This window comes from Paenibacillus chitinolyticus NBRC 15660 (assembly GCF_000739915.1).
GTDB lineage: Bacteria > Bacillota > Bacilli > Paenibacillales > NBRC-103111 > Paenibacillus_F > Paenibacillus_F chitinolyticus.
In genome coordinates, this window is sequence record NZ_BBJT01000001.1 from 406,837 (window position 1) to 428,757 (window position 21,921).

The 21,921-nt window shown below is 41.1% G+C and carries 21 protein-coding genes and 2 pseudogenes; 5 read left to right on the plus strand and 18 right to left on the minus strand.

Going from position 1 to position 21,921, the window contains the following annotated elements; all coding sequences use genetic code 11:
• Positions 1–50: 50 nt before the first annotated feature.
• The 9 genes and pseudogenes from PCH01S_RS01710 to PCH01S_RS01740 all read right to left on the minus strand — a co-directional run bounded on the left by PCH01S_RS01710 (position 51) and on the right by PCH01S_RS01740 (position 7,635).
• A complete protein-coding gene (locus tag PCH01S_RS01710) occupies positions 51–1,163 on the minus strand; it encodes an amidohydrolase/deacetylase family metallohydrolase (protein WP_042226206.1) in 1,113 nt (370 codons plus the stop codon).
• A 503-nt stretch (positions 1,164–1,666) separates the two neighbouring features.
• Positions 1,667–1,882, minus strand: a complete 216-nt coding sequence (locus tag PCH01S_RS01715; protein WP_042226207.1) for a hypothetical protein — start codon at positions 1,880–1,882, stop codon at positions 1,667–1,669.
• A gap of 77 nt (positions 1,883–1,959) precedes the next feature.
• Positions 1,960–2,121 (minus strand): annotated as a pseudogene (locus PCH01S_RS31705) (hypothetical protein); the annotation flags it as partial.
• A gap of 310 nt (positions 2,122–2,431) precedes the next feature.
• Entirely contained in the window at positions 2,432–2,854 is a 423-nt protein-coding gene (locus PCH01S_RS01720) for a DUF3221 domain-containing protein (protein WP_129112501.1), read from the minus strand.
• 144 nt (positions 2,855–2,998) lie between these two features.
• Positions 2,999–4,150, minus strand: coding sequence for a chymotrypsin family serine protease (locus PCH01S_RS01725; RefSeq protein ID WP_042226212.1), 1,152 nt, complete (start codon positions 4,148–4,150; stop codon positions 2,999–3,001).
• A 408-nt stretch (positions 4,151–4,558) separates the two neighbouring features.
• Positions 4,559–4,822 carry an acyl carrier protein gene (locus tag PCH01S_RS01730; RefSeq protein WP_053228614.1) on the minus strand — a complete coding sequence of 88 codons (264 nt, stop codon included), beginning with the start codon at positions 4,820–4,822 and terminating at the stop codon, positions 4,559–4,561.
• A 129-nt stretch (positions 4,823–4,951) separates the two neighbouring features.
• Positions 4,952–5,950, minus strand: a complete 999-nt coding sequence (locus PCH01S_RS01735; RefSeq protein ID WP_042226213.1) for a hypothetical protein — start codon at positions 5,948–5,950, stop codon at positions 4,952–4,954.
• Positions 5,951–6,420: 470 nt separating this feature from the next.
• Positions 6,421–6,510: pseudogene (locus PCH01S_RS31640) on the minus strand (Gfo/Idh/MocA family oxidoreductase); the annotation flags it as partial.
• A gap of 207 nt (positions 6,511–6,717) precedes the next feature.
• Positions 6,718–7,635 carry a ketopantoate reductase family protein gene (locus tag PCH01S_RS01740; RefSeq protein WP_042226216.1) on the minus strand — a complete coding sequence of 306 codons (918 nt, stop codon included), beginning with the start codon at positions 7,633–7,635 and terminating at the stop codon, positions 6,718–6,720.
• A gap of 148 nt (positions 7,636–7,783) precedes the next feature.
• On the opposite strand from PCH01S_RS01740, the gene PCH01S_RS01745 reads away from it, so the two are divergent.
• On the plus strand, positions 7,784–8,335 hold the full coding sequence (locus tag PCH01S_RS01745; RefSeq protein ID WP_042226219.1) for a TetR/AcrR family transcriptional regulator: 552 nt from the start codon (positions 7,784–7,786) through the stop codon (positions 8,333–8,335).
• Between the two features lie 872 nt (positions 8,336–9,207).
• On the opposite strand, the gene PCH01S_RS01755 is transcribed toward PCH01S_RS01745, so the two are convergent.
• Positions 9,208–10,845, minus strand: coding sequence for an FAD-dependent oxidoreductase (locus PCH01S_RS01755; RefSeq protein ID WP_042226222.1), 1,638 nt, complete (start codon positions 10,843–10,845; stop codon positions 9,208–9,210).
• A 214-nt stretch (positions 10,846–11,059) separates the two neighbouring features.
• On the opposite strand from PCH01S_RS01755, the gene PCH01S_RS01760 reads away from it, so the two are divergent.
• Complete coding sequence (locus PCH01S_RS01760; RefSeq protein WP_042226225.1) at positions 11,060–11,701, plus strand: TetR family transcriptional regulator; 642 nt, start codon at positions 11,060–11,062, stop codon at positions 11,699–11,701.
• 169 nt (positions 11,702–11,870) lie between these two features.
• Here PCH01S_RS01760 and PCH01S_RS01765 read toward each other — a convergent pair whose 3' ends face one another.
• Positions 11,871–12,299: an SRPBCC family protein gene (locus tag PCH01S_RS01765; RefSeq protein ID WP_042226228.1), complete on the minus strand. Its 429-nt coding sequence runs from the start codon at positions 12,297–12,299 to the stop codon at positions 11,871–11,873.
• 104 nt (positions 12,300–12,403) lie between these two features.
• On the opposite strand from PCH01S_RS01765, the gene PCH01S_RS01770 reads away from it, so the two are divergent.
• Both PCH01S_RS01770 and PCH01S_RS01775 read left to right on the plus strand, forming a co-directional pair.
• Positions 12,404–12,970 carry an imine reductase family protein gene (locus PCH01S_RS01770; RefSeq protein ID WP_129112502.1) on the plus strand — a complete coding sequence of 189 codons (567 nt, stop codon included), beginning with the start codon at positions 12,404–12,406 and terminating at the stop codon, positions 12,968–12,970.
• A gap of 39 nt (positions 12,971–13,009) precedes the next feature.
• On the plus strand, positions 13,010–13,372 hold the full coding sequence (locus tag PCH01S_RS01775; RefSeq protein ID WP_042226231.1) for a MerR family transcriptional regulator: 363 nt from the start codon (positions 13,010–13,012) through the stop codon (positions 13,370–13,372).
• 6 nt (positions 13,373–13,378) lie between these two features.
• Here the strand turns inward: PCH01S_RS01775 and PCH01S_RS01780 are convergent, their stop codons facing one another.
• The 4 genes from PCH01S_RS01780 to PCH01S_RS01795 all read right to left on the minus strand — a co-directional run bounded on the left by PCH01S_RS01780 (position 13,379) and on the right by PCH01S_RS01795 (position 17,147).
• Complete coding sequence (locus PCH01S_RS01780; protein ID WP_042226233.1) at positions 13,379–14,686, minus strand: alpha/beta hydrolase family protein; 1,308 nt, start codon at positions 14,684–14,686, stop codon at positions 13,379–13,381.
• Positions 14,687–14,714: 28 nt separating this feature from the next.
• Complete coding sequence (locus PCH01S_RS29530) at positions 14,715–14,993, minus strand: LytTR family DNA-binding domain-containing protein (protein WP_241688676.1); 279 nt, start codon at positions 14,991–14,993, stop codon at positions 14,715–14,717.
• Positions 14,994–15,574: 581 nt separating this feature from the next.
• Positions 15,575–15,862 (minus strand): ArsR/SmtB family transcription factor, encoded by a 288-nt coding sequence (locus PCH01S_RS01790; protein ID WP_241688904.1) that lies wholly within the window; start codon positions 15,860–15,862, stop codon positions 15,575–15,577.
• A gap of 505 nt (positions 15,863–16,367) precedes the next feature.
• A complete protein-coding gene (locus tag PCH01S_RS01795; protein ID WP_042226237.1) occupies positions 16,368–17,147 on the minus strand; it encodes a nuclear transport factor 2 family protein in 780 nt (259 codons plus the stop codon).
• Positions 17,148–17,340: 193 nt separating this feature from the next.
• On the opposite strand from PCH01S_RS01795, the gene PCH01S_RS01800 reads away from it, so the two are divergent.
• Positions 17,341–17,964 carry a TetR/AcrR family transcriptional regulator gene (locus PCH01S_RS01800; RefSeq protein WP_042226239.1) on the plus strand — a complete coding sequence of 208 codons (624 nt, stop codon included), beginning with the start codon at positions 17,341–17,343 and terminating at the stop codon, positions 17,962–17,964.
• 116 nt (positions 17,965–18,080) lie between these two features.
• Here PCH01S_RS01800 and PCH01S_RS01805 read toward each other — a convergent pair whose 3' ends face one another.
• The 3 genes from PCH01S_RS01805 to PCH01S_RS01820 form a co-directional block, all read right to left on the minus strand.
• Complete coding sequence (locus PCH01S_RS01805) at positions 18,081–19,583, minus strand: alpha/beta hydrolase family protein (protein ID WP_042226241.1); 1,503 nt, start codon at positions 19,581–19,583, stop codon at positions 18,081–18,083.
• A gap of 266 nt (positions 19,584–19,849) precedes the next feature.
• Positions 19,850–21,052 carry a bis-aminopropyl spermidine synthase family protein gene (locus tag PCH01S_RS01815; protein WP_042226243.1) on the minus strand — a complete coding sequence of 401 codons (1,203 nt, stop codon included), beginning with the start codon at positions 21,050–21,052 and terminating at the stop codon, positions 19,850–19,852.
• 549 nt (positions 21,053–21,601) lie between these two features.
• A partial coding sequence (locus tag PCH01S_RS01820; protein WP_042226303.1) for an alpha/beta fold hydrolase occupies positions 21,602–21,921 on the minus strand: 320 nt, incomplete at its 5' end.

Genomic DNA, 21,921 nt, shown 5'->3' on the forward strand with positions numbered 1-21,921 from the left:
TTAAATACTCATACTCCCGCTTGCGCTAATGACGCGTTAAAACCTCGTAATTAACATTCCATGTAAACACCATTCACAACGACCCCTTTGGCTTCTATGCTTCTATCGGCTGTCCACTTGACACCTTCGGAATCAACCAGTGTAATCGGATCATTCCGAAGGGTGAATAAGGTTAAATTGGCAACGTCTCCAACTTGTATCCGGCCAAGCTCCGGTTTTCCGAGCCAATTGGCCGCATGATCCGTAACAGCTGCAATCACTTCCTCTAGCGAATATCCCAAATAAAGAAATTTCGAGAGGACATTGGCCATACTATACACGGGTCCATTTAATCGGTTTCTACGGTAGATGTCCGTGCTAATCGTGTTTAAACCGATGCCATGCTGCTTTGCTGCCTCGGCAATTCTTAACGAAAAGCTTGCTGAACCATGCCCGACGTCCAAGCTTACGCCGCGTTCAATGGCATCCGCTAACACAGGAAGGGGATTGCCCTGATCATCGAAGAGATTATTCGGCTTCCCGTTGAGATAGTGAGTGATAATATCCCCTTTTTCTAATAGAGGGACGATCTCCTCAATACTTGGCGGTGCGGAACCAATGTGCACCATTAACGGCAGTAATGTTTTATCGGAAAGAGCTCGCGCAATACGCAGAGGTTCGATGCCGCTTTCACCCACCACGCTTTTGCTGATTCGCGCTTTTAATCCCACTATGAAATCTTTATGCTCTTTTACCGCTTGAATGACTTTTAACGTATCTATCCATTCCAGATTGGATAATTCATCGATTCTTTGCAAGCCTACTCGCGAAATGTTCAAAAAGGCGAATAGATTGGTTTGGGCATGCTGCTTGCTTGCGGCTAACTCGGCAATCCGGTCCGCCCCGCAGCTTCCCGCATCCACGATGGTCGTGACGCCCAGCTTAATTCCGATTTCATCGATTTCATCGCCGTAGGGTTCAAATTCGGGAAAGGCATGGACATGCATATCAATCCAACCGCTTGATATGTAAATCCCCGAGCAGTCTTTCACTTGTTTTCCTTGTCCACTCCCGGCTTTCGTTACCTCGGTAATTTTACCCTCTTCGATTACGACATCGGTAGATTCCCCATTCACACGCTTTACATTACGTAACACAAATGACTCTTGCTTCGGCTCATACATGAACTTCACCTTTTCCCTGGTTTTAGTTAAGAACGCTTGCAAACGATTATTTGTTATGTGTTCCCTAGGTATGTGCACGATCGCATTGTAAAATGATTATAACGTTATAATGTTAATGTAGCATACAGGAAGATTAAAGTAAATATAACGTGGTAACAAGCTGACTAAATATCCAAAAAGGTCGATTTTAATACAAGTATTTAAGGAGAAGAATTTATGAGATGGGACCGGCAGTTTGTCCCTCAGCAGGCCATGATGTGGTCATGTTAGACTATCACACGGCAAATTTTCTCCTTTGCTGGAGGAGCTTTGCTCTGGGACAACCGAAGTGGAACAAATTAACTACAATCTCACGAGAAAGATTCTCAATTACGGCAAACGATATATGTTCTTGTCCGTTTTAACCCCATTAAGTATTAAGTGCAGCTGCCGCCGCCGCCGCCGCGTGTGGCACACTGCTCCTGAATCGTTGAACTAACGTTTCCCGTTAGAGTTGTAATACTTCAGTTGTTATTTATTTTTTTCTCAATACGCTGAAGTTCTGCATTAGGCCTATCTGTGAAAAACCCCCTATTTTTTAACCATTGAATGACTAAACGCCATTCCTGCGCAGCCTCTTGTAGCCGTTGGTCGCGTTCGAGTAAAGACGCACGAGCTAATCTGGAGTCTAGCCATTCTGGGTCAAGCTGAATAGCTTTTTCCCAGGAGTTTAATGCCATTTCAATATTCCCTTCACGAGCAAACACGGTACCAGCTAAATAATTGAGCAATCCATGGTCAGGAAATTGGTTTAAGCCTAATTTAATTTATGTTCTATTGCTGAGTTAGGATCAGGATGGTTTTCGATTCCTTTTGTGAAATAGTTGGCTGCTTTTTGTAATAGTATTCTCCCTTTGGCTTCTAAAAGCCAACCATAATAAAACAGCAATTCTGAATTAGCGGGGTCGTCATCTAAGGCTTTTTTGTAGAGGGAGGAGTAATCGAACCTCCTGAAATGGAAGCATGATGTGCTGCCGGTCTTTGTTTTAAACTAACGTTCCCCGTTAATAAAAACTGTCGCTGATTTTGTTATCTGCAGCTGGCCAAATGAAGAATCTTATCGGGAATGTTATCAAGTTCTTGTCATATCATTTTGACAAGAACTTGATAACATAAAAAAAAGCCGCAGTTTATGCGGCTTACAATGTTACTATGTTCTTGTCACCCGACATTTTTTTTATTATTTGTCATTCCACCAGCAGCTGGGCATTATCTTTCAGCGGCAACACTTAATCCTTAAGCTTAATACTTATCTCTATTTTGTTCGCGTCTTTTTTATCAAATAAGGTAACTGACCATTCTTTGCTATCTTTTGAATAAGCCAACTCTTTAACTACTGGTACTTCTAGCTCGGTATGTTGCAGCAAAACGTTTTCTAATACCTTACTAGCCTCCTGATTAGAAGACTCTCCCACTTTTATCTCACGTAATATAATTTTCTTGGATGTAGCCTGACCTGGATCTGAAGCCTTTATTTCACCACCCTCAATGAATACTTCCACTAACTGACCTATTTTAACCTCCTCGGATGATAATACCCAAGTCGCCGAGTATTCATTATTAGAATCTGCTACTGAGGAGACTATCAGAAATCTGTCTGCTTCTTTTTTAACAACATAACCCACTATAGATTCATCCACTTTAGTTTTCACGCTTTCTTCTTTTGAACAACCGCCTATAATGATACATGCAATAATCAGAATAGAGATTACCCTCATCTAATACATTCATTCCTTTCTCCGTAAAATGTAAAGAAAGCGAGTAGAGGTTATAATCTACTCACTTTCTTATTATAACTAGTAGGCCGTATCAGAAGTGTAAAGAGAATAGTCAGACCAATAGTGATTTAAGTAGGAAATCTTAGTAGCTGTTGCAAACGCATCAGTACCAGATGCTGTCGATTTAGTGGACATTATCCCATAGAGAACATATGAAAGCGAACTGCTGCTAAATAATGGGCTACCGCTATCTCCGTTATCCTGGAATGTCCAATTCGGATTTTCTAATTGAATTGTATCCTGATATAGTCCATTATAACTTGTGCTGATGACTTTGCTACATTGATAACCAGTTTTAATACCGGATTTACAATAAGTAGAACCTTGTGTCACTGATCCTGTTGAAGTGTATTTGTAGTCGTAATCGGTTGAGTTTCTTATGATCTTATTGCTAATTGTGCGACCGGTTGCCGTAACTTTTATAAGACCGATATCGTGGCTTACAGCTTTCGCCCAATCAACACCAACATTAGTCGTATTCTGCTTAATAACCGTAGTTCCATCACCGGTTAAAGCGTGCCCAACTGTAACTAGATAGCGATCCGAACCTTTTTTGGCGGTAGCTGTTATTGTAAAACTGGAGTTATTAGCAGCTATACCTCCACCAAGGACTGCATTATTGCTCGTTCTACTAGTTTCAATTTCGCCGGTGTATTTTTTATCAACTTTTATCTCAAGCATATCACCGTATTCTTTGATCAACTTCTCACGAGTCTTTTCTGGTAACTCAGTAGCTACAACTACTACTTTATTCAGTTCTTCATCAATTGCTGTACTGACTACGTTAGCACTTTCTTTTTTAAGCTCAGGGAATTTTTTGTATAGATTGAAACTAACGTCCTTTAGTTCCTTTGTTGAGTATTTTGATTTAGAGAATTTCACTTTTGGAAGTTTCTCTTTAAGATCTTTCTCAATCTTTTCTGTTTTCGTATCTGCTTTACTAATGGACAGCACAATATCATTGTTATCATCGATGTATAAAGTACTGTAATCTTCATAGTTTCCTATGATATCATGAGCGACCTTTAGATTTTGATGTTGTACACTGACCTCCTCGGGTGTTAATGCACTAGCATTTGCTGTACCATTCTCAACATTCAAAAATGAAGATGAAATCAATGTTAGAGACAGTAGTGCGGATAAAGCTGTGATTTTTAGTTGCTTTCTCATTTTCACTTCTCCTTCAATGGTATTATTGTAAATATATTACTATTTGATAGTAAAGGCTAGTCCATCATTTGTAAATACTTTCTACCAATATTTTTGTTAAATCTGTTAATATAAGGGATTCATGCCCCGGATCCAACTCCCGAGTTAGTTCCGATACAGTACGATAAGAAACGGGATTATTATCTTTTATATTGTGTCGGATGACAAGAACATATATCATTTGCCGTATGCCGCTGCTCTCTCATTCTGTTCATTCTATCTCTTAAAATAAAAAATGCAATGCCATTAACGACATCGCATAAACTGCTTGTTTTCTAATGTTGGTTTATCAAATACATCCATCGTTAACCAGTATTTTTAGGCTTTTGTTGAAACGAGTTGCAACGCCGAACCTGAAGAAACTAGTACTCACTTTATCTTACTGTCAACGCTATCTTTAATTTTTTGAATCGTAGAGAATCTTTCAAGCAAATTTTCATCACCTGAGAACTCAATATTGTACTCATCTTCCAACTGAACAACCATTTCGAATGATTTCATGGAGTCTAAACCAAGTTTCCTGAGATCCTCATCAAGGGTAATGTCACGATCATGCTTCAAAATAGCCTTAACCTTATCCTCGATTAGTTTAATGATTTTAATATCTTCTATAGATGTTTGATTATTACTCATGTGATTCTCCTCCTTTAAAATGTTCTTCGTTGAATAATAAAGTTCCTATCGGATTAGCTCTCCGAGAAATGAACTGGGACTAAATGACAATCCATATGCACCTGACTCTGCAAGTAAGTATCTACCGTGCTAATTTTCGCTTTTAGCCTCCACCAATAGCTGCCACATCAACTTCTCATTCTCAAACAACAACTTTGCTTCCGCGATAATGGAATCACGTGGAACGTTTCGACTCTTCTTTAATTTTGCTTTGACCTTCATCAAATTATTGCGTATGGTCTGCCATCCGTTCTCTAAGTTCTTTGCATGGTGCAACATGGTTTCAAATAGTTCATCATTTATCTTTTTATGTTTATGTAGATGTTTGAATAGCTTAACGTTTGCGATATGACGGTTATAAAAATACTCCACTCCGATAACGCTATAATCCAAATGATTAGAAAGCAATTCAGACTCTTCATCGAACTTCCACAGATCATCGATAGTAAATTGTTCTATATCCAGAACTAACCTGCGAGCATGATCTTGAACGGTTTGCAACGTTACCTCATAAGGTAAAAGGGGTTGATGCAGTTGAAGCTTCACTATTGGATATGGCCAATTTTCTCGATCAGTAAAATAATCCGAGGATCTAAAACACTTTACAACGGTGTCTTCTGACACTACAAATTCGTTATATCCATTCATGTCATCATCCAATACAAGATAGCAATTATTTACTTCATCGTAACCTTTTATTAAAGAAAAATGACTCCAATGGTATCGCTGATAACAAAATGACCCCGGAATCCAGCTATACAAGTTTACAGATAAGAATACCAGTTGTCCCTGTCGAATCATTTGTTTAAGTTCTTCAAGAAAGTTTTCTTCATTTTCAAAATGACAATTCTCAATCGAATATGTAAAGTTTGGAAGCATTTCAGAGAATTCCGCATGCTTAATAATAGGCAACTTAAAGCTTGGATCTTTATAGTTGTTTGTATGTTCGAAAGAATAGTGATTCACATAGGACGCATATTTATTATTTGGATCATAATACGAAGCTATCGAAAAAAGTGCATTATACTTACAATTCATCCAAAATTCATTAAATGGCTTAACATCCGTTCCAACAAACGATGAATTCATTGACTCACCAACCTTTTGTAATAATTATTCAACTTTACTCACAATCATCAAGGCTGCTGGCACATAGTGTCGTTGCAAAACTATTTGCAGCGTAACCGTTTCAATCAATACAATGAAATAGTTCATTCCTCCCAATGAAAATTAGAATGATTGCAACTTTCGACACAGTTAGCGTAACTGAACATCTATGTTGAATGCTGTCGAATCTTTGTATTGAATTATATTAAATTTTTAACGAATGTCATTACCGCCAAGTTATCGCCTATGCCGAGCGCACCATAAAAATACGACCGCCCGATAGTCATTATCAGGCGGTCGCGAATGTTTAATCAGGTCCCTCCGAAGGTCGAATATTCAACCACAGGTACAATAAAAATGCACCCCATAGACCTGCATCGGACAAACCGGGGAATCATCCGAATATAGTCTAAGGAATGCGCTGCCGGACCGTGAAGCCGGTGCCCGATTTTTTACAGGCTTACTTCTCTGCCTTCTTTAATGGAACGTTCGATTGCATCCACGACTCTTAAAGAATCCAATGCTTCCTTAGGAGTAAACACTGTATCGCCCCCAACTCGATCTAGGTAACTTCCCCTAGGTGCAACTCGACGCCCAGTTCGTCCCACTTATCCAGTGGCAGGATTGGATTACGGTCGCGTACGATTACGCGTCCCGGCTGAGCACAGCATGCGGATTAGCATGACGCCGGCATACTATATAGTATTTTTCTTTCTCATTTGTTGATGTGAAATATTTTAACAAAAAAATTACTGAACATGTAGTTCCGATTTGATATCATTTTGACTTAAAAATTTCATTAAATCATTACTCAGCTGCACAACCTCATTGCTAGCATTATTCGCATAATCCGGCAACATCATATCCCTAACCATTTTAGTTCGTAGCCATGTCGTAAAGAAAAGATCCAAAAATAAGTTTGGAAATTTAAGCACCATTTTAAGCATGGGTGGGTCAATTGAAACGCCAGCTTTTTGTATTGCCCTTAGATACGCTTTTAAAGTGACTGTTATTTTGCGTGCCGTCTTTCTGGCTGTTTTTTTGTCAATTATCTTATTCTCAGAATGCAAAAAGCTCATCATGGCAATGTCGAATACGGAATGTGTGATTAGATACCCTTGCATATCCTTTTTAACAACGTAGGGAAGCTTTGCTGTTTTAAATAATTTTGCGAGGTTTTCTATCCGTTCTGTCATTACTCCATTAATTTCTCCAAATGCAGTTGCCATTATAATCTTTGGTAGAAATCGAGCATGCAATACTCCATCTTTAATCTGCCCGCCGAAGCCTGGCAAAGCTGGTAAAAGTCTATCCCCTACGATATCCAGCCACGAAGAAAATCCAATTGAATTATTAGTCATCGTAACTATATTTTTGCTTTGATTATCTTTTAGCGCTAACAACGCTGATTCGGACCGATCATAACGAACGGTGACGAAAATAAAATCGTATACATCGTCATTTTCGAGCGTATCAATGACATTCACTTGTATCGATTTAACCGTACCTTTTTCCTTATATTGCAGGCCATTTTCTCTTAATGATTTAAATCTATTTGAACGTGCAAACAGGCTAACGTCAAACCCTGCTTCAATGAGCTTAATTGCGTACATGCTCCCGATTACACCTGCACCAAAAATTAAAATTCTATCTTGTTTTGCTGACATTAAAACCACCCCTACTTATTAACATATCCTTTTTATTATCAGACAACATGTTGTATGATGTGATTGTAGATCTTTATTATTCCTTGATCAACCATCAGTTTTTTATTAGTTGTCGGATGATATTCTTATTCGCTAGTAGGAGGGAAACATGAAAAAGCAACCCCAAATAACGGAGAAAACAAGACAAAAGTTTATAGAAGTTTTTTGTGAGTTATATAGCCAAAAGCCGATTGAGAAAATTTCGGTTCAGGAAATTACGAATAAGTCAGGATATAATCGTAGCACCTTTTATCAATATTTTACTGACATTTACGAATTGTTAGACTCTGTTGAAAATGACTTATTGAATGAAATAAAAAAAGAATTGGCTAATAAAGAGCTATCGATGCATACGGTTCAAGATACGCTCTATTGTCTGGACAAAAGAGAACATCTCCTGGTTCTTAATGCCCTTTTGGGTGATTATGGAAGTAGCCGTTTTTTAAAACGCTTAAAAAAAGAAATCACATTGGATCAATTAGAATTAAACGTTCCGCAAAACCATTCCCTAACGCCATACATAATTGAGTTTTACCTGACAACTTCCCTTTCTTTATTTCGTCTTTGGATCCAGCGTCAAAAGGATTTATCGTCAGAAGAATTTTTCAAGTTAGTGGAGAACCTATATTCAAGAGGGATTACGTCCTATTTTAAAGAATGAGTCTGTCATTCAAACCAAATCCATATGTTGTATAACAATAAAAAAGCGCAGCTTAATGAAGCATCGTCAGTCTAATACTTTATTTTCCGGGTTTATCAAGAGCTAACTTTAAAAAAGTCAGATAAAATAAAGAGTTCTACATATTGTACATGACTAATATGTGGAACTCTTTATGTATAACTATCGTACCCGTTAGCTGAATCAGTTAAAGGTTCACATTAATAAAAAACTTCCATTGTATAGAGTCTTCTTTCAGCTATATTAAGCACAGCAATAATATAGCTCCCATCTGCTTTTTTCTCTGTGAAGTATAGTGAATCATGATTAAATTTTACCGGATTGTCTAGGAATAGCTTCTCATATCGTTCGTATTCTTGGTGTAGATTTTGTATTTGCTTTTTGTATACATTTATATGATCTGATACAATGCCATCACTGTTCTCAATCTTTCTCCAATCATTTTGCTGAATGAGTTTTTCAATAGCCACTTCATTATAGTCGGATATTAAGTAATAGTCTGGATCCCGACCACCGTTATGAAAAACGGTAGTAACCTTTTCTGGTGGAGGTGCTTCGAATCCCCAATTCGAGCTCCATGATTTTATTTGACTGTCTTGAACAATCCTTTGGAACTGAATGTATCCAATGCATATAGAAAGTACTACTATCGATATAATAATAATCCACCGATTCCTTCGAACTATACCCACCTCCCCAAAATAGAGAGAAACTTATATTTAGTATTGTACGCCCCACTATACCACATATTGGTTATTTAAACTATCCTGCCCGTGGGACTTTCGTCCTACGTTGATTCTCGAAGCAACTGGGCACTACCAAAGCCCCTTCGTTCAGTTTTTGGAGGAGCATCACTATCCGAGAAGTTGGGCAAAAACCTCTTTCAATGTTAAGGTCGGTTGCTCGATATGTTCTTCGCAACGCCAACACACAAAACCGTCTGGGCGAACGAGAACAATGCTTTTTTCCTTGGCTTGATAAGCATTCTGCCAGCCATGATCTTTGTCAATGAAATCTCCATTCTGTCCTACGCTATAAGTATTGATTTTGACACCAAACTGTCCGGATACGTATTTTGCCGCATCCTCCCATCCCTCGGCTTTCTCCCCTACAAACAAAACAAATCCTAAGCCTAACAAGTCAAGCGTGGAACATTCCCTACCTTGATATTCGCCCCAAATATGAGGGGCCCGTGTACCGAGGCGCCCCTTTAGTTCAAAATGATCGAGCGATGAAGGAGCGGTATCCTGTTTAAGGATGGCTTTGGATTCGTAATGATAGCCAACCGATACAATCAGATCGTCAAACGGAGATGTTCTCTTTTCCGTCTGTTTTTTCATGGCCGAAAACACACCCGTGTCGGCGACTCGCCCGGCCTCTGAAACCGTCATTTGGGCGACGGGACGACGTTCAGCCTCATAAGTTTTTAACAGTTCAGGGCTGGCCGCTTTATGAACGGCTGCTGCCAATTTCCATGCCAAGTTATGAGCGTCTTGTACACCCGTATTGGCTCCGTAACCTCCAGTCGGCGGCATGAGGTGAACGGCATCCCCAATTAAAAAGACGCGATCCTGTTGAAATTGCTCAGCGACCTTTTCCGCTGCTTCCCAAGGCAGCACACTCAATATCTTTACTTGGAGATCCGGTAAATCAATCGCCTTTTGTATGACTTCCCGGCATCGTTCTTCTGAAAAATGAGCAGCAGTCTCACCGCCTTTAAAATCATAAGAAACGTGATAGCACCAACGGTCACGATTATTAATTGCAAGCAACACGCCTGCCGCCCCAGTACGTGTGATGTTGCACGCACTAAATTCGCGTCCCTTTACAAAATGTTCGAGATCTGCTTCAAAATAAATATTCATGATATGACCGTGCGAATTCATTTCGGTCATCTTGATGTTCAGCATTTGACGAACCGGGCTTTTTGCACCGTCAGCAGCAATCATATAGTCTGCTACTATGGTTTCTTCAACACCCGTTGTACGATTGAGAACGGTAGCCCTAACATGGTCTTCATTTTGTTCAAAAGCAGTCAATTCTGTATGAAAACGCAGATCCCCCCCACGTTCGCGAGCTGCTTCAAGCAAGATGGGCTCGACCAGATTTTGTGTAGCACGGACGCTGGAAGCAGGACTTATCTCTTTAAGGGTAGCAAAATACGATTTCACAGACTCTGGCAGTATTTTAGGGATATCCATTTTTTCCGGATCAAACTCTGCTTCTCTTAATGTATGGGCCGTGTACCACCCTTTGCCTTTGGCCAATTGCGCACCGATCTCTTCGATTGCTTTATCCAACCCCAGTTCTCGATATAATTCCATTGTCCGAAAGTTTAAGCCCCGCGCCCTTGGATGAATGTTCGTTTTTTGATGACGTTCAATAAGGACATAGGGTACGCTATGCCGCGACAAGAATAACGCTGCGGAAAGACCGGCCAATCCCCCTCCGACAATCAATACAGGAACATTAGTGATTTTCTTAGACATCATATCCAATCCATCCTTTCTGTCTTATTCTCTCCAATTGTTTTGACTAAACCATGTGCTTCTATCGCCAGCAAATCTCCGTCCTCCTCCTTAACGGTGTTATATTGATTTTTACTATAACGGTGTTAAAGATAATTTGTCAAGCGAGCATACAAAATAATGTAACACTGTTAAATTCACTTGTTCTGTCTTATAATTAAATAAAAGAGGTGCGAACATGGAAGATCATTTGAAACTAAGCGAAAGACAACAGGAAATCGTCGAAGCGGCGCTTGAATTACTGGCTGAAAAAGGATATGACGAATTATCTATTCGTGATCTTGGAAAAAAGCTAGATGTCAAAGCACCCGCCATTTACTGGCATTTCAAAAACAAAGCCATGATTGTGGACTACATGGCCGAGCATATTTTACAAAAAAAGATGGGAAATTTCGTTCCAAGGGAAAGGGAGCAGTCCTGGCAGGATTGGCTGATTGAGCATATCACATTGTTTCGTAAGGCTATGCTCTCTTATCCGGATGGCGGGCGTGTGATAGCCGGCGCGCATCCTTTTCCCAACGGAACTTTAGCGAAGTTTTTGGAAGATTCTTTTGTCTCCCTTCGCAGTACAGGAATGGATATACGAACAGCCAGAATTGTTATGCTTACCGTTATCCGTTATACGTTTGGCTGTGTGATTGAGGAACAGGCGGACGAGCACAACTGGGAAACGCTGCCCGAGCGTGCAATAAACAGCGGCGAATTAACAAACATTATGGAAGCTATTCAAGTCGGCGGTACGGATGACGAAAATTTCATGACAGGGCTTAAATTAATTATTGCAGGTGGGAATGAAGCGATGCACGCTCCAGCACCTTGAGGTGCTGGGAGATCGAGGGTGCGCTAAACTCGAAGGGGTCGGTATCTGTCCGAAGCTCAACGAAAAAAGGAGCAACCTGCTAGCCTGCAGACTGCTCCTTCCTTTTGCTTCCGAAATCAGTTCTCGGGATCATGTACTTTGGTCTCACCCATCCGTGTTTTAAATCATTCTAAAACTTCCGTTTATGATACGGAAGACCCTCGCCTTCTTCGCAATACTGTTTAAGACTGTACAAAAAAATAGCCCAGTTATAGTTACATGCGCGATAAAATGCGGTCACTTCCTCCCAATTCATCTGACGAAAAATGATTGTAGTCTTCCCGCTTTTTTCCTCCATATCAAAAGAAATTGTCGTACCTATCCATTCTGGATCTGAATCAACACACTGCCACAGAATCTTTTTATCGGTAACAAGCTCATCAACTCGCATCTTTGTTAAGCCTTTGCCGCCGAATCGGAACTCATTTATATAACCGATCTGATCATTGACTACTAGTTCATTTGTCCATATTTCTGAAAGTCCTTTTGTAGTGGTTAATGCTTCATATACAGTTGAAGCTGGAACATTTACGGTCTGTAAGTGCTCGATATTTGCCATATTGCTCATTCCCCTTCTCTATATAGATTTAATTTATGTAATTATTTGTATACGAATATTATTTCATGGTACGGTTGACGTGATTTCTTTTCAATTGCTCATTTTTGAAAAAATGCATTGCAGAGGGCGGATTCAACTACCTCGACGGTACGATTATTGTCCCTGCCATCGGTCAACCGGAAGCGTCTATTTTGTACAGCGGGTCTGAGAACGCCTATCTTACACATCAACGAACTCTAATGAGTCTGGGAGGCACTGCTTCATATCTTGGTACCGATCCAGGCAGTGCAGCAGCATACGACGTAGCTTTACTTGATATTTTCTGGACATCGATGACCGGCTACATCCAGGCCTTTGCCCTCGCCAGTGTGGAAAACATCAGGGCTACGGACCTCGTGCCGTATGCTAGGAACATCATCGGCATGATGCCCGATATAATGGCCGAATTTGCGAATCAGGTCGACAACGGCCATTACCCGGGGATTGATTCTAACCTCATCTCCACCGAGGTAGTAATGGATAACGTTATCCATGCATCCAAAGCCCGCGGCATCGACGTTGGAGTACCGGACGCCGCGAAATCTATCGTCCGTCAGGCGATCGATTTGGGCTACGGCAAGCAAGACTTCTCGCGTTTGGCAGAGCTGTTCAGAAATCGTCCGCGTGACTGAACGTCAGTCCGTGCACACCACTTGAAAGAAGGCATTCCCATGAAAATAAGCCAATTGTCTAAAACAACCGGCGCCAGTATCCGTTCGATCCGACATTATGAAGAAACCCAATTACTCACTGCTTCCCGCCTTAAAAATGGTTATCGGGAGTTCGATGAAGCTGCCATTGAGCGGATCAAAACGATCAAAGCTTACTTGAACTTAGGTTTGACGACGAAACAAATAGAAGAAACTTTGAAGTGCACGGACGGTTATTATGAAGATGAAGCAGAACAGGTTTGCCGGGAAATGATCCATATTTATGAAGAAATGCTGCTAGAAGTCAACAGGAAAATGAATGCATTGGCCGTCGTCAAGCAAGAATTGGAAGAACAATCCCGGCAAATGAAGGATAGCTTGTAATGCAGTTCAATACGTCGCTTTTGGAGCAAACTGACCTTGATTCTTTAGAGCATAGTCAAAAAAACGAAGGATAAGTTCATTTTGAGTTTCAATCGCATAATATTTATCGATATCTGCTTTTCTGCCTTCTTGCAACAGGTTTGCCAATATAGGCGAGAATAAAGGTAGATCGGTTAAACTTAAATGTTTTGCGCCTTTAAAATGAACGTTGTATGCACCTTTAAAATTTTTATTCGAAATTCTATTCGCGATATACGAAGAACTGCTATCGAGCTGTATCCACACATCATCCGAATAAATGTTAAGAAGCGGGATGGTGTAAGCTTCGGATTTTGCAATTAATGCGTTTGTAACTTTATCATACACAAGCTCGCTAAAGAATGGAGCATCTATATTTACTACGGCGTCAATGTCATTGCGTTCTCTGCTCAGTGCTACGCTTGCCGTCCCCCCCACAGAATGACCGAACACGCCTATTTTCTGTGTATCGATGCGTTCATATACAGAATCTTTTTTTTGCTCGGCTTGTTCCAGAATCGTATCCATGACAAAATCCATATCATCCGTTCGCAATTTCATCCATTTTTGAGTAAGCTCGAAAAACTCACCAAGCGAATAAACCCCTTCTTTATTTGCATTGTTGACTTCTTGCATGTATCCGGGATTGATCGTCACGACCTTTCCATCCTCGGAAACGGTATAAAAAGAATGATAGGGATGGTCAATCGAAACGACAACATAACCGTGACTCGCAAGTTCTGTAAAGGTAGAAGTGTTGCTTGTTTTAATACCGAATGCTCCATGGGAGAACACAAGCAAAGGATATGTTCCGTCTGCCTGTCCAGGATACCAAAATTTCACGTTAACAAACCGATTGTCTTCCTGATCCGTAAATTTTTCGATACGATTCTTGTCCACATAGCTGTAAGTGGCGGTCGCCACTGCATACGGACCTGTCACTTGCGGCAGCCTATGCTGCGGAAAAAGTAAAACAGGAACAAGGGTAACGATTACGGTCAGTGCTAACAAGAGGAATTTCCATATCGTAGAAGAAACTTTGTAACGCGGAGTGTGTGTTTGTTTGCGCAGGAGTGCAACAGTGTCCTTGAACGCTAATATAAAGAGCAAGCCTGCAAACAGCCCCCAAGTGTACTTCCATACGACAACTTTCCCCAAGATCAGCATGACGAATCCTATAAACATTGCGATTCTCGTCCAACTCTTTATCTTGCTGCGGCTTTGCTTGGTTGCAATGGAATAAACGGTAATTGCCAGCTCAAAGACCAACGTAACAACAAGTATTAAAATCTGCATAAGACTTCTCTGCTCCTCCTCCAACTTTTTATGAGTTCATCATAATAAATGGCCTAGCAATGGTCGATTTGGAGGCGCGAAAACAATGTTTCTCTTTGCAAAGTTCCTCCAGTTCATAAAGCTTTTGTTTGACTTCATGGACGGTGTTCTTACCATACGCAAACACTTTCCCGTTAACAGCTTCAAAATAATAAATATCACTAAGTTTTATGCGGCTGATCTTATCCTCATGATAACCAAGTACAATGAGCGTTTCGGTTTTTATTTTATTAACGAGCTCATGCATTTGTCGTCTACTTGGTGACACCTGATGCGGATCTCCTCTTCTTCTGTATGGTCTATTACTTCGATGGAAATTTTGATAGAAATCACCCTCGGAAATTCGAATTAAAACTTGTTAACTTTTACAATACGTGAATTATACAACGAAAACGCGGAAGCTTCTATTTTGAGCAACTTGTAGAATAAACCTACTCTTAAATTCCCATCATCAGTAACAAAAAAAATGCGTCATTACTGCATGTAAAACCTCGCTATTGAATGCTTGACTTCAGTAGATTTCATTTCAAGACCCACCTTTCTATAGTTAACCTCAAAGTCAATAAATATATCATAAATACCAATTTTTTCAATTACCTTTTCTGAAGCCTGTTATTTTTTTCGATTTCAAGACCTATACTCCTTCTAATCACAATAAAATAGAGACCGTTCTTATGAACAATCTCTCCACCTCAACACTGCTGCTTCGGCATTATCCCCCACCTTGCAACCTAAAATCTACATATCGTATAATGTCAATGTATTATGATTATTATATCGACATATAATAATATTTCGATATAATAATTAACAAACTGAAATCTTTGGAGAGCATTCAGTTTGTTGTGATTAGATTTCGTTATTGAAAAATGCACCTATTTCGCGTAACGTTTCCTCGTTTCTTTTGAAATACGTATACTTACCGATCCGTTCTACCGTAATCAGATCTGCCTTTTGAAGTATCGATAGATATTGGGAAGCTGTAGACTGTGTCATCTTCAGCTTTTCCATGACTTGAGTAACACATACCCCTACTTTCCTCATATCAACCCCTTCATAGGGCGTAAAATGTGTTTCAGGATCTTTCAACCAAAACAATATTTGCAATCTCGACGAATTGGACAGTGCTTTAAAAATTTAAATTGGCTTCATACGTATTATAATATCGAAAATTATCGATGTGTCAAAGTTTTTACTCTTCCATCATCGGTAGTGTCCGGATGTACCAGGCTTCAAAACCCATATCCGCTAGTTGTTGCTGTTCCAACATGATAGCTAGTTGGCTACCTAAAGATCCGTGTAATCCTGCGCACAGCAGGTTTAGGCTCTCTGAACATCACATAACACATCAGGGATTGTCTAGTAGAAACTAGGTCCCCAAGAGTGACTTTATTGTATGATGAATCTATTCATAATTAAAATTTGAAATATTCAAAACCATATGTGAAAATTTATCCTTACCAACGGCACGTGAACAAAATCTGGTTGACTTAATCAGTAGACGCGTAAATGTGACTTTGATTGTCTACCCGGAGATAGCAAAAAGAAGCCAGTTCCTTTATCAGAACGGGCTTCTTTTTGCGTTTTACGGTAGCGTTTCATGCTCAGTTGACGTCAGGCTTACGATTCAGCTGCACCAAACTTAAAATCTGCTGTTCGAATTCTTTCGTTTTTCTGCCGGCAGTATGGCCTCGATGACGTCCCAATGTTCGGCTATCTTTTCATTTTCCACGCGGAACATGTCGTAGAAAGCAGTAGGTTGATTGTCGAAGAGACCTTCACTCACTGTAAGCACAAAATCACCTTGTCCAATCACCTGATGGACATGAGTATATTCAAATTCAATGTTTTTTTTCTTCAGCTCCTGCAATGCAGCCTGGAGACCGGTAAGGCCATCTGCTATATGTGGACTATGCTGAATGTAGTTATCCCCATCAAAATAAGCGGCAAGCAGGCCAGGGTTCTTCCCAAGCAAGATGTTCTCAACATAGCTTTTGACAAATTCTTTGTTGGTATCCGTCTTGTCGATATCCTTTATCGTGACCGGTCCGTCAATCATCGTATGATGGCTTGGTGTCTTTTCCACCATCTCTTGCATATTGTCCCAATGTTCAACGATCAGTCCATTCTCAAAACGGAAAATATCCATGATGATTTTGGAGCCAAAAAACTCATATACGGAATGAAGTGCCACATAATCTCCGTCGACCAAAGCACGCTTAACACTTACCTTCGTACCAATTTCCTTTAAATGGCCAAGTGCACCAAGCATGGCCGCATGACCATCGGATAAGCCTTGGTTGTGCTGAATATATTGCTTTGGATGAACGTAAGCCGTAATTGCTTCGGGATTGCCGCTCTCAAAACTTTCCAGAACAGCGATTGCCTTATGGACAAGCTCATTTTGGCTTTTTATTGTCATTTGTATATCCTCCTAAAAGTTTATAGTCATTAGATAAATAATGAACGTCGTGTTGTTTATTTATCTATCGCTCATTATAATGGAGGGTAATATCACGCTCAATATTCAATATTTTTGGTTTTGAAGGATAACAGACATCTCAACAAACTTTGTCGCTTAACTGCTCTAAATAAATTGAAGGGAACAGAAAATAATGAACAAGAAAATCGACCTAAGAATACTTCGCACGAAACAATCGATTCGAAAGGCGTTTTATGAGCTTATTCAGGAAAAAGGATATGAAGCGATAACGATTCAGGATATTGCCGATCGGGCTATGATCAATCGAAACACATTTTATCTTCACTACCCAAATAAACCCGATTTATTAGATACATGTATGAATGAATTGTTGAGCGAATTAAAGGATGCGGTCGTCCTTTGTCCCATCGGCATGAATCCGTTCAGTATTTCTATACTTGAGACAGTCATGCAAACTGTACTGGAACATATTTCTCTCAACACTACCTTTTATTACGCCATGTTAATCGAAGAGAAGAGAATCTATCAGTTTCGAGCAAAAATGGAGAATATCATTAAAGATAAATTAAACGAGGGGTGGAATCCTGATCAGGTAAATGCTCCTTTAGCGATATCCAAGGATTTGCTGCTCGAATATCTCGTATCGGCTTTTATGGGGATTGTCATTTGGTGGATTAAAAACGATCAGCATCTTCCTGCGAATGAAGTTTCATCTCAGTTTAGTAGAATTGTTGCCTACGGGCATTTGAGAGCTGCCGGCATCCCCGTCGAGGACGAATACTCACCGGAGAGATAATCCTGAACCGCTTCGTTCTTCTTAGACAAAGGACAACTCCCTTCAAGTAGCGGTTTATTTATTAAACCGGTCTACTTGAAGGGAAGCCTATCAAAATCGGCAACCTGTTCCGTAATTTATAATAGCGAGGTTACGAACTTCACCTCCGGAAAGCGGCTATCCGGTCCTTTCATTAAGTTTCCGCCTTGATTTTTCAGATACATATCGAAGAAATCCAGCATATAGGCATTGATAACGGAGTTCGCTCTTTCGGGCCCAATCTTTCCTGTAACGCCCAGCATTTTGAAAATCGGAGAAATGAACTGTACGTCGGTAAAATTCAAATGCTCCGTATTGTCGATATAGAGGAATTGTCCCCCTGCGGAAACCGTTTCGCGCATCCGTTCAAGCTCTAACTTTTTGTCTTCCGTTACTTGATCCATCCACTCTCTTGTGTTGCCCATACGTTTAAGCTCTTCCTCCGTGTAGGCGTGGTTATCCATCACCATCTTTAATCTTTCGAATTCGCTTTCCGAGTTCATGAACAAAAACGGCTTTCGCAGACCCTCTCTGTCACGCAGTCGATAAAGCCCTCCATCCAAGTCTATTCCAACCGAGATTCGCGGATCGTAAGAAGCGTCATAGGCCGTCGCTCCGCCGATGGAATGACCGAACACTCCGACATGACCGAGATCAATCCTTCCTTTTAGATGGCTTGGAATCTGCCCCGTTTGGATGAGCTCGAATTGGTCCAGCGCAAACGCCACATCGTCGGTTAAAACTTTTCCCAACTTGTCGCGATTACCGCTTTCCGTCCGGTAATCATGGTCGGGCGAGAATAAGTCGTTGGTTGTGCTAGTCGTGATCCGACCGTCCGGAAACTCGGTTGCAAATGTATTGTAGGTGTGGTCGATCACTGCCACGATATATCCGTGGCTCGCGAGATTTTCGGCTTGCGACGTGTGAAGGAACCTGGAAGAGCCGAAGCCGGGATTCGCAAGGATCAGCGGAAATGAAGTCTGTGCTGAAGAGAGCTCAGCCCCCGAATAAGCATGACTGGATACGTACTTCAGGTGTTGAAGAGTAAACCCGGGAAGGCCATAGTTCGCGGCCATATAACGTAAAATCCGGGTATCGGGAATAACGGGAGCGTACTTGCCGGTGCCAGCTTGAGCCGGATACCATACCTGAACCATCAATTCTCTCTTACCCTTTCTGGTTTTGTCGAAAATCTCTTCCCTATTTGGATCCACGAAATGAAAAGTTTGCGTTCCAACCTTAAATTCGCCTGTCGGTTCAGCTAGTTTAAATACAGGAAAAGCATACATGAGCCCCGCTGTTACGACCAGCATTATCGCTATAGCGGTATAAGCTGAACCCAACATGAATCGCGGGATTTTTTTGAGGCCGGTTTTTTTAAAATAGCGATAACCTGAAATGGCTAAAAAAATGATCGTTATGCAATAGGAGAAAAATAGCTGAACTCTGTATCCTTCCACCGTCCAATGAATGACCAGTAAAAATGAGGCGATCCCGCTTGCAACGAATACTGGAATTCTACGCCGTCCTTTTTTTAATAGCACTGTTAATGCAAACAAGCCGATGTTTGACAAAAAAAACAGCAGTTCAAACAGCCTCATCTCGATTCTCCTTTTTAACAATTCTATTTGTTCCAATCTTATTGTTCCAATCTTATCCTGTGAGGCTGGCCTGAGCTATCGATTTGCCTTACATCTACCTTACAATTTTGTAATTCGATCTTGCGGTATTCATTCCGGACCGTTCGCGAATCATTGCCTTTTCAAGCTTATTCAAGTGAAAAGTTAAGTCCGTGATGGCTTCGTCTCCAAAAGAGATCTTGGAAAACTCCCGCTCCCATTTCGCTATTTCAGCCCAATCACGCGCTTCAACCTGCCGTATGATCATCCTTGTCATTCCTTTCTTGAGATACTTGTTTTTTGGCCACCATGTCGAATGTATCGTTGCCGCAGCCTGTACATCCTTCATTCTTAAGTTGTTCGATGGTTGCAAACTCCCCATGGATGCCGACATACACTTCTCTTGAGCACTGCTTGCAGCGGTAAGTACGCAGAGTTTGTTTCACTTCACCTGTGTACAAGGCGTCCGTGAAAGTCTCCGAGTATTCGGGTTTCGTCTGATCCGTTCTCCGCAGAATAAACATTTGGCTACGGTTGGCGATCATTTCTGCGCCTTCGTAGGCGTTGAATTGCGGGAAATTAGCACTGACCGTCAGCCCCATGCGGACAAATTCCCGCTGCATGGCAAGCATAAAGGAAGGCGATTTATGGGCAAAAGAGAGAAATATCGGCAGTCCCTTCTCCCTTTTCAATGCTTGTATACCGCGCGATACGAACAGCCCCATTCCCTGAAGCGTATATGGGGGATCCGTAAAGAAACAATCAAACTGCCCGTGCAGGTTTTCCGGTAGTGGCTCCCTCAAATCAAGTTGGTGGCACCCGATCGGTAATCCCCGCTCCTTCGCAATCGTTTCAATATATCTTAGGAATCTTTCATCAATATCCAGAACATCCACATGCGTAACGGTGTGCCCGCCATCTGGAAACAACCGCTGTAGCAGCAGACCAATAGACACACTTACCAGATCGTCATCGCCGACGCATAAAATCTTCTTTCCGATCAACGCATGCTGCTTCAAACAAAGAATAGCCCGGCGTAAGCTTGTTTCCGGCGTGCATTTGGATTGATCGATCTGAACATCTACAGACGGCCGCAGTGCAAAAAGTTCCTCCAATATAACCAAGATATCTTTAAGACTCTCAATCCATGTTGTCTCATCAAGCAGATCGTAATAAAGGGAATGATCCAAACCGCCGTATCCCCATTCCCGCTCAATCCAAGCCAGTCCGTCCGCAGTACAACGGACACCACGATCCTGCACGAGCGCTCCCGCTTTAATCAATTCCCGTTTAATTGCCGCAGTGACAGGGGTCGGAAGCAGCGTTTTGCGTGCCAACCCTTTCGTTGAAATCCCCGGATTCAAGTAACATTCGAGTAACAACTGCTCGATCACCTGCGTCCCTTCTTGCAGCCTGGTATTCTGACTTGCTTGTTCAATATACGTCTTCACACAAACCCTCCTAAAAAATGTAATTTTTTCGTTTTGAAAATACAAAAAGGGCAGGAATGAACATACGTCATCCCTGCCCTTTTTGGACACTGCCTAAATAAACACCGCGAAAAGCAAAAAAATCCGAGCTGAAAACAGCACGGATTGTGGGTGCATAAAAATAGGCAGCACTAAGGCCTAGATTAATATCCGTTGTTCTTAACTAATTCCGAAGCCTTCAAAATACCCATAACGAAACAAACCATGCTTTTTCAGCAATTGGTCTTTGGGACTGTTGAAAACCTCAAGTATGGAATTTGATTAGTTAAGAACTACCGCCGACATCAACATCTCTCCTTAGTAATAATTAAATAACAATACCACACAGGATCAGTTATAGTCAAGTTGACCGGAGTGGGCTTGATCGGGGTGGACTTTAACTTAGAATGAGAGTTCCCATAGATATCGATCTGCTTAATTCTGGAAGCGTGAATGATACCTTTTCCGATCTATAACGGGTAGTTATGCTTGTTATAGGTTTGAGATCGGAACTGGATCATCATCAAATCTCTACGAGTGGCCAAAGCGGTGAACGAACTGCTTGATCAGTTCGTTCAGTGGTTCGGAGGCTTTCGTAGGAATCCGGTGATCGACTTTTTTAATGAAAACCAGTTCACTTTTCGGCAATCGTTGATGCAATATTTTGGCATAAGGATGAAAGTGCTTGTCTTTTTCCCCGTAAACGAGCAGGACGGGAAGATAGATTTCCTGAAGCTGCGATGTACAGTTGTACTTCAAGCTGTTCTTGTAATACTGTTCCGCATTTTTGGCATTCCCTTTTTTCGCATCGTTGAATAATTCCCGAAACAATGATAGATCTTTAGCTTGCG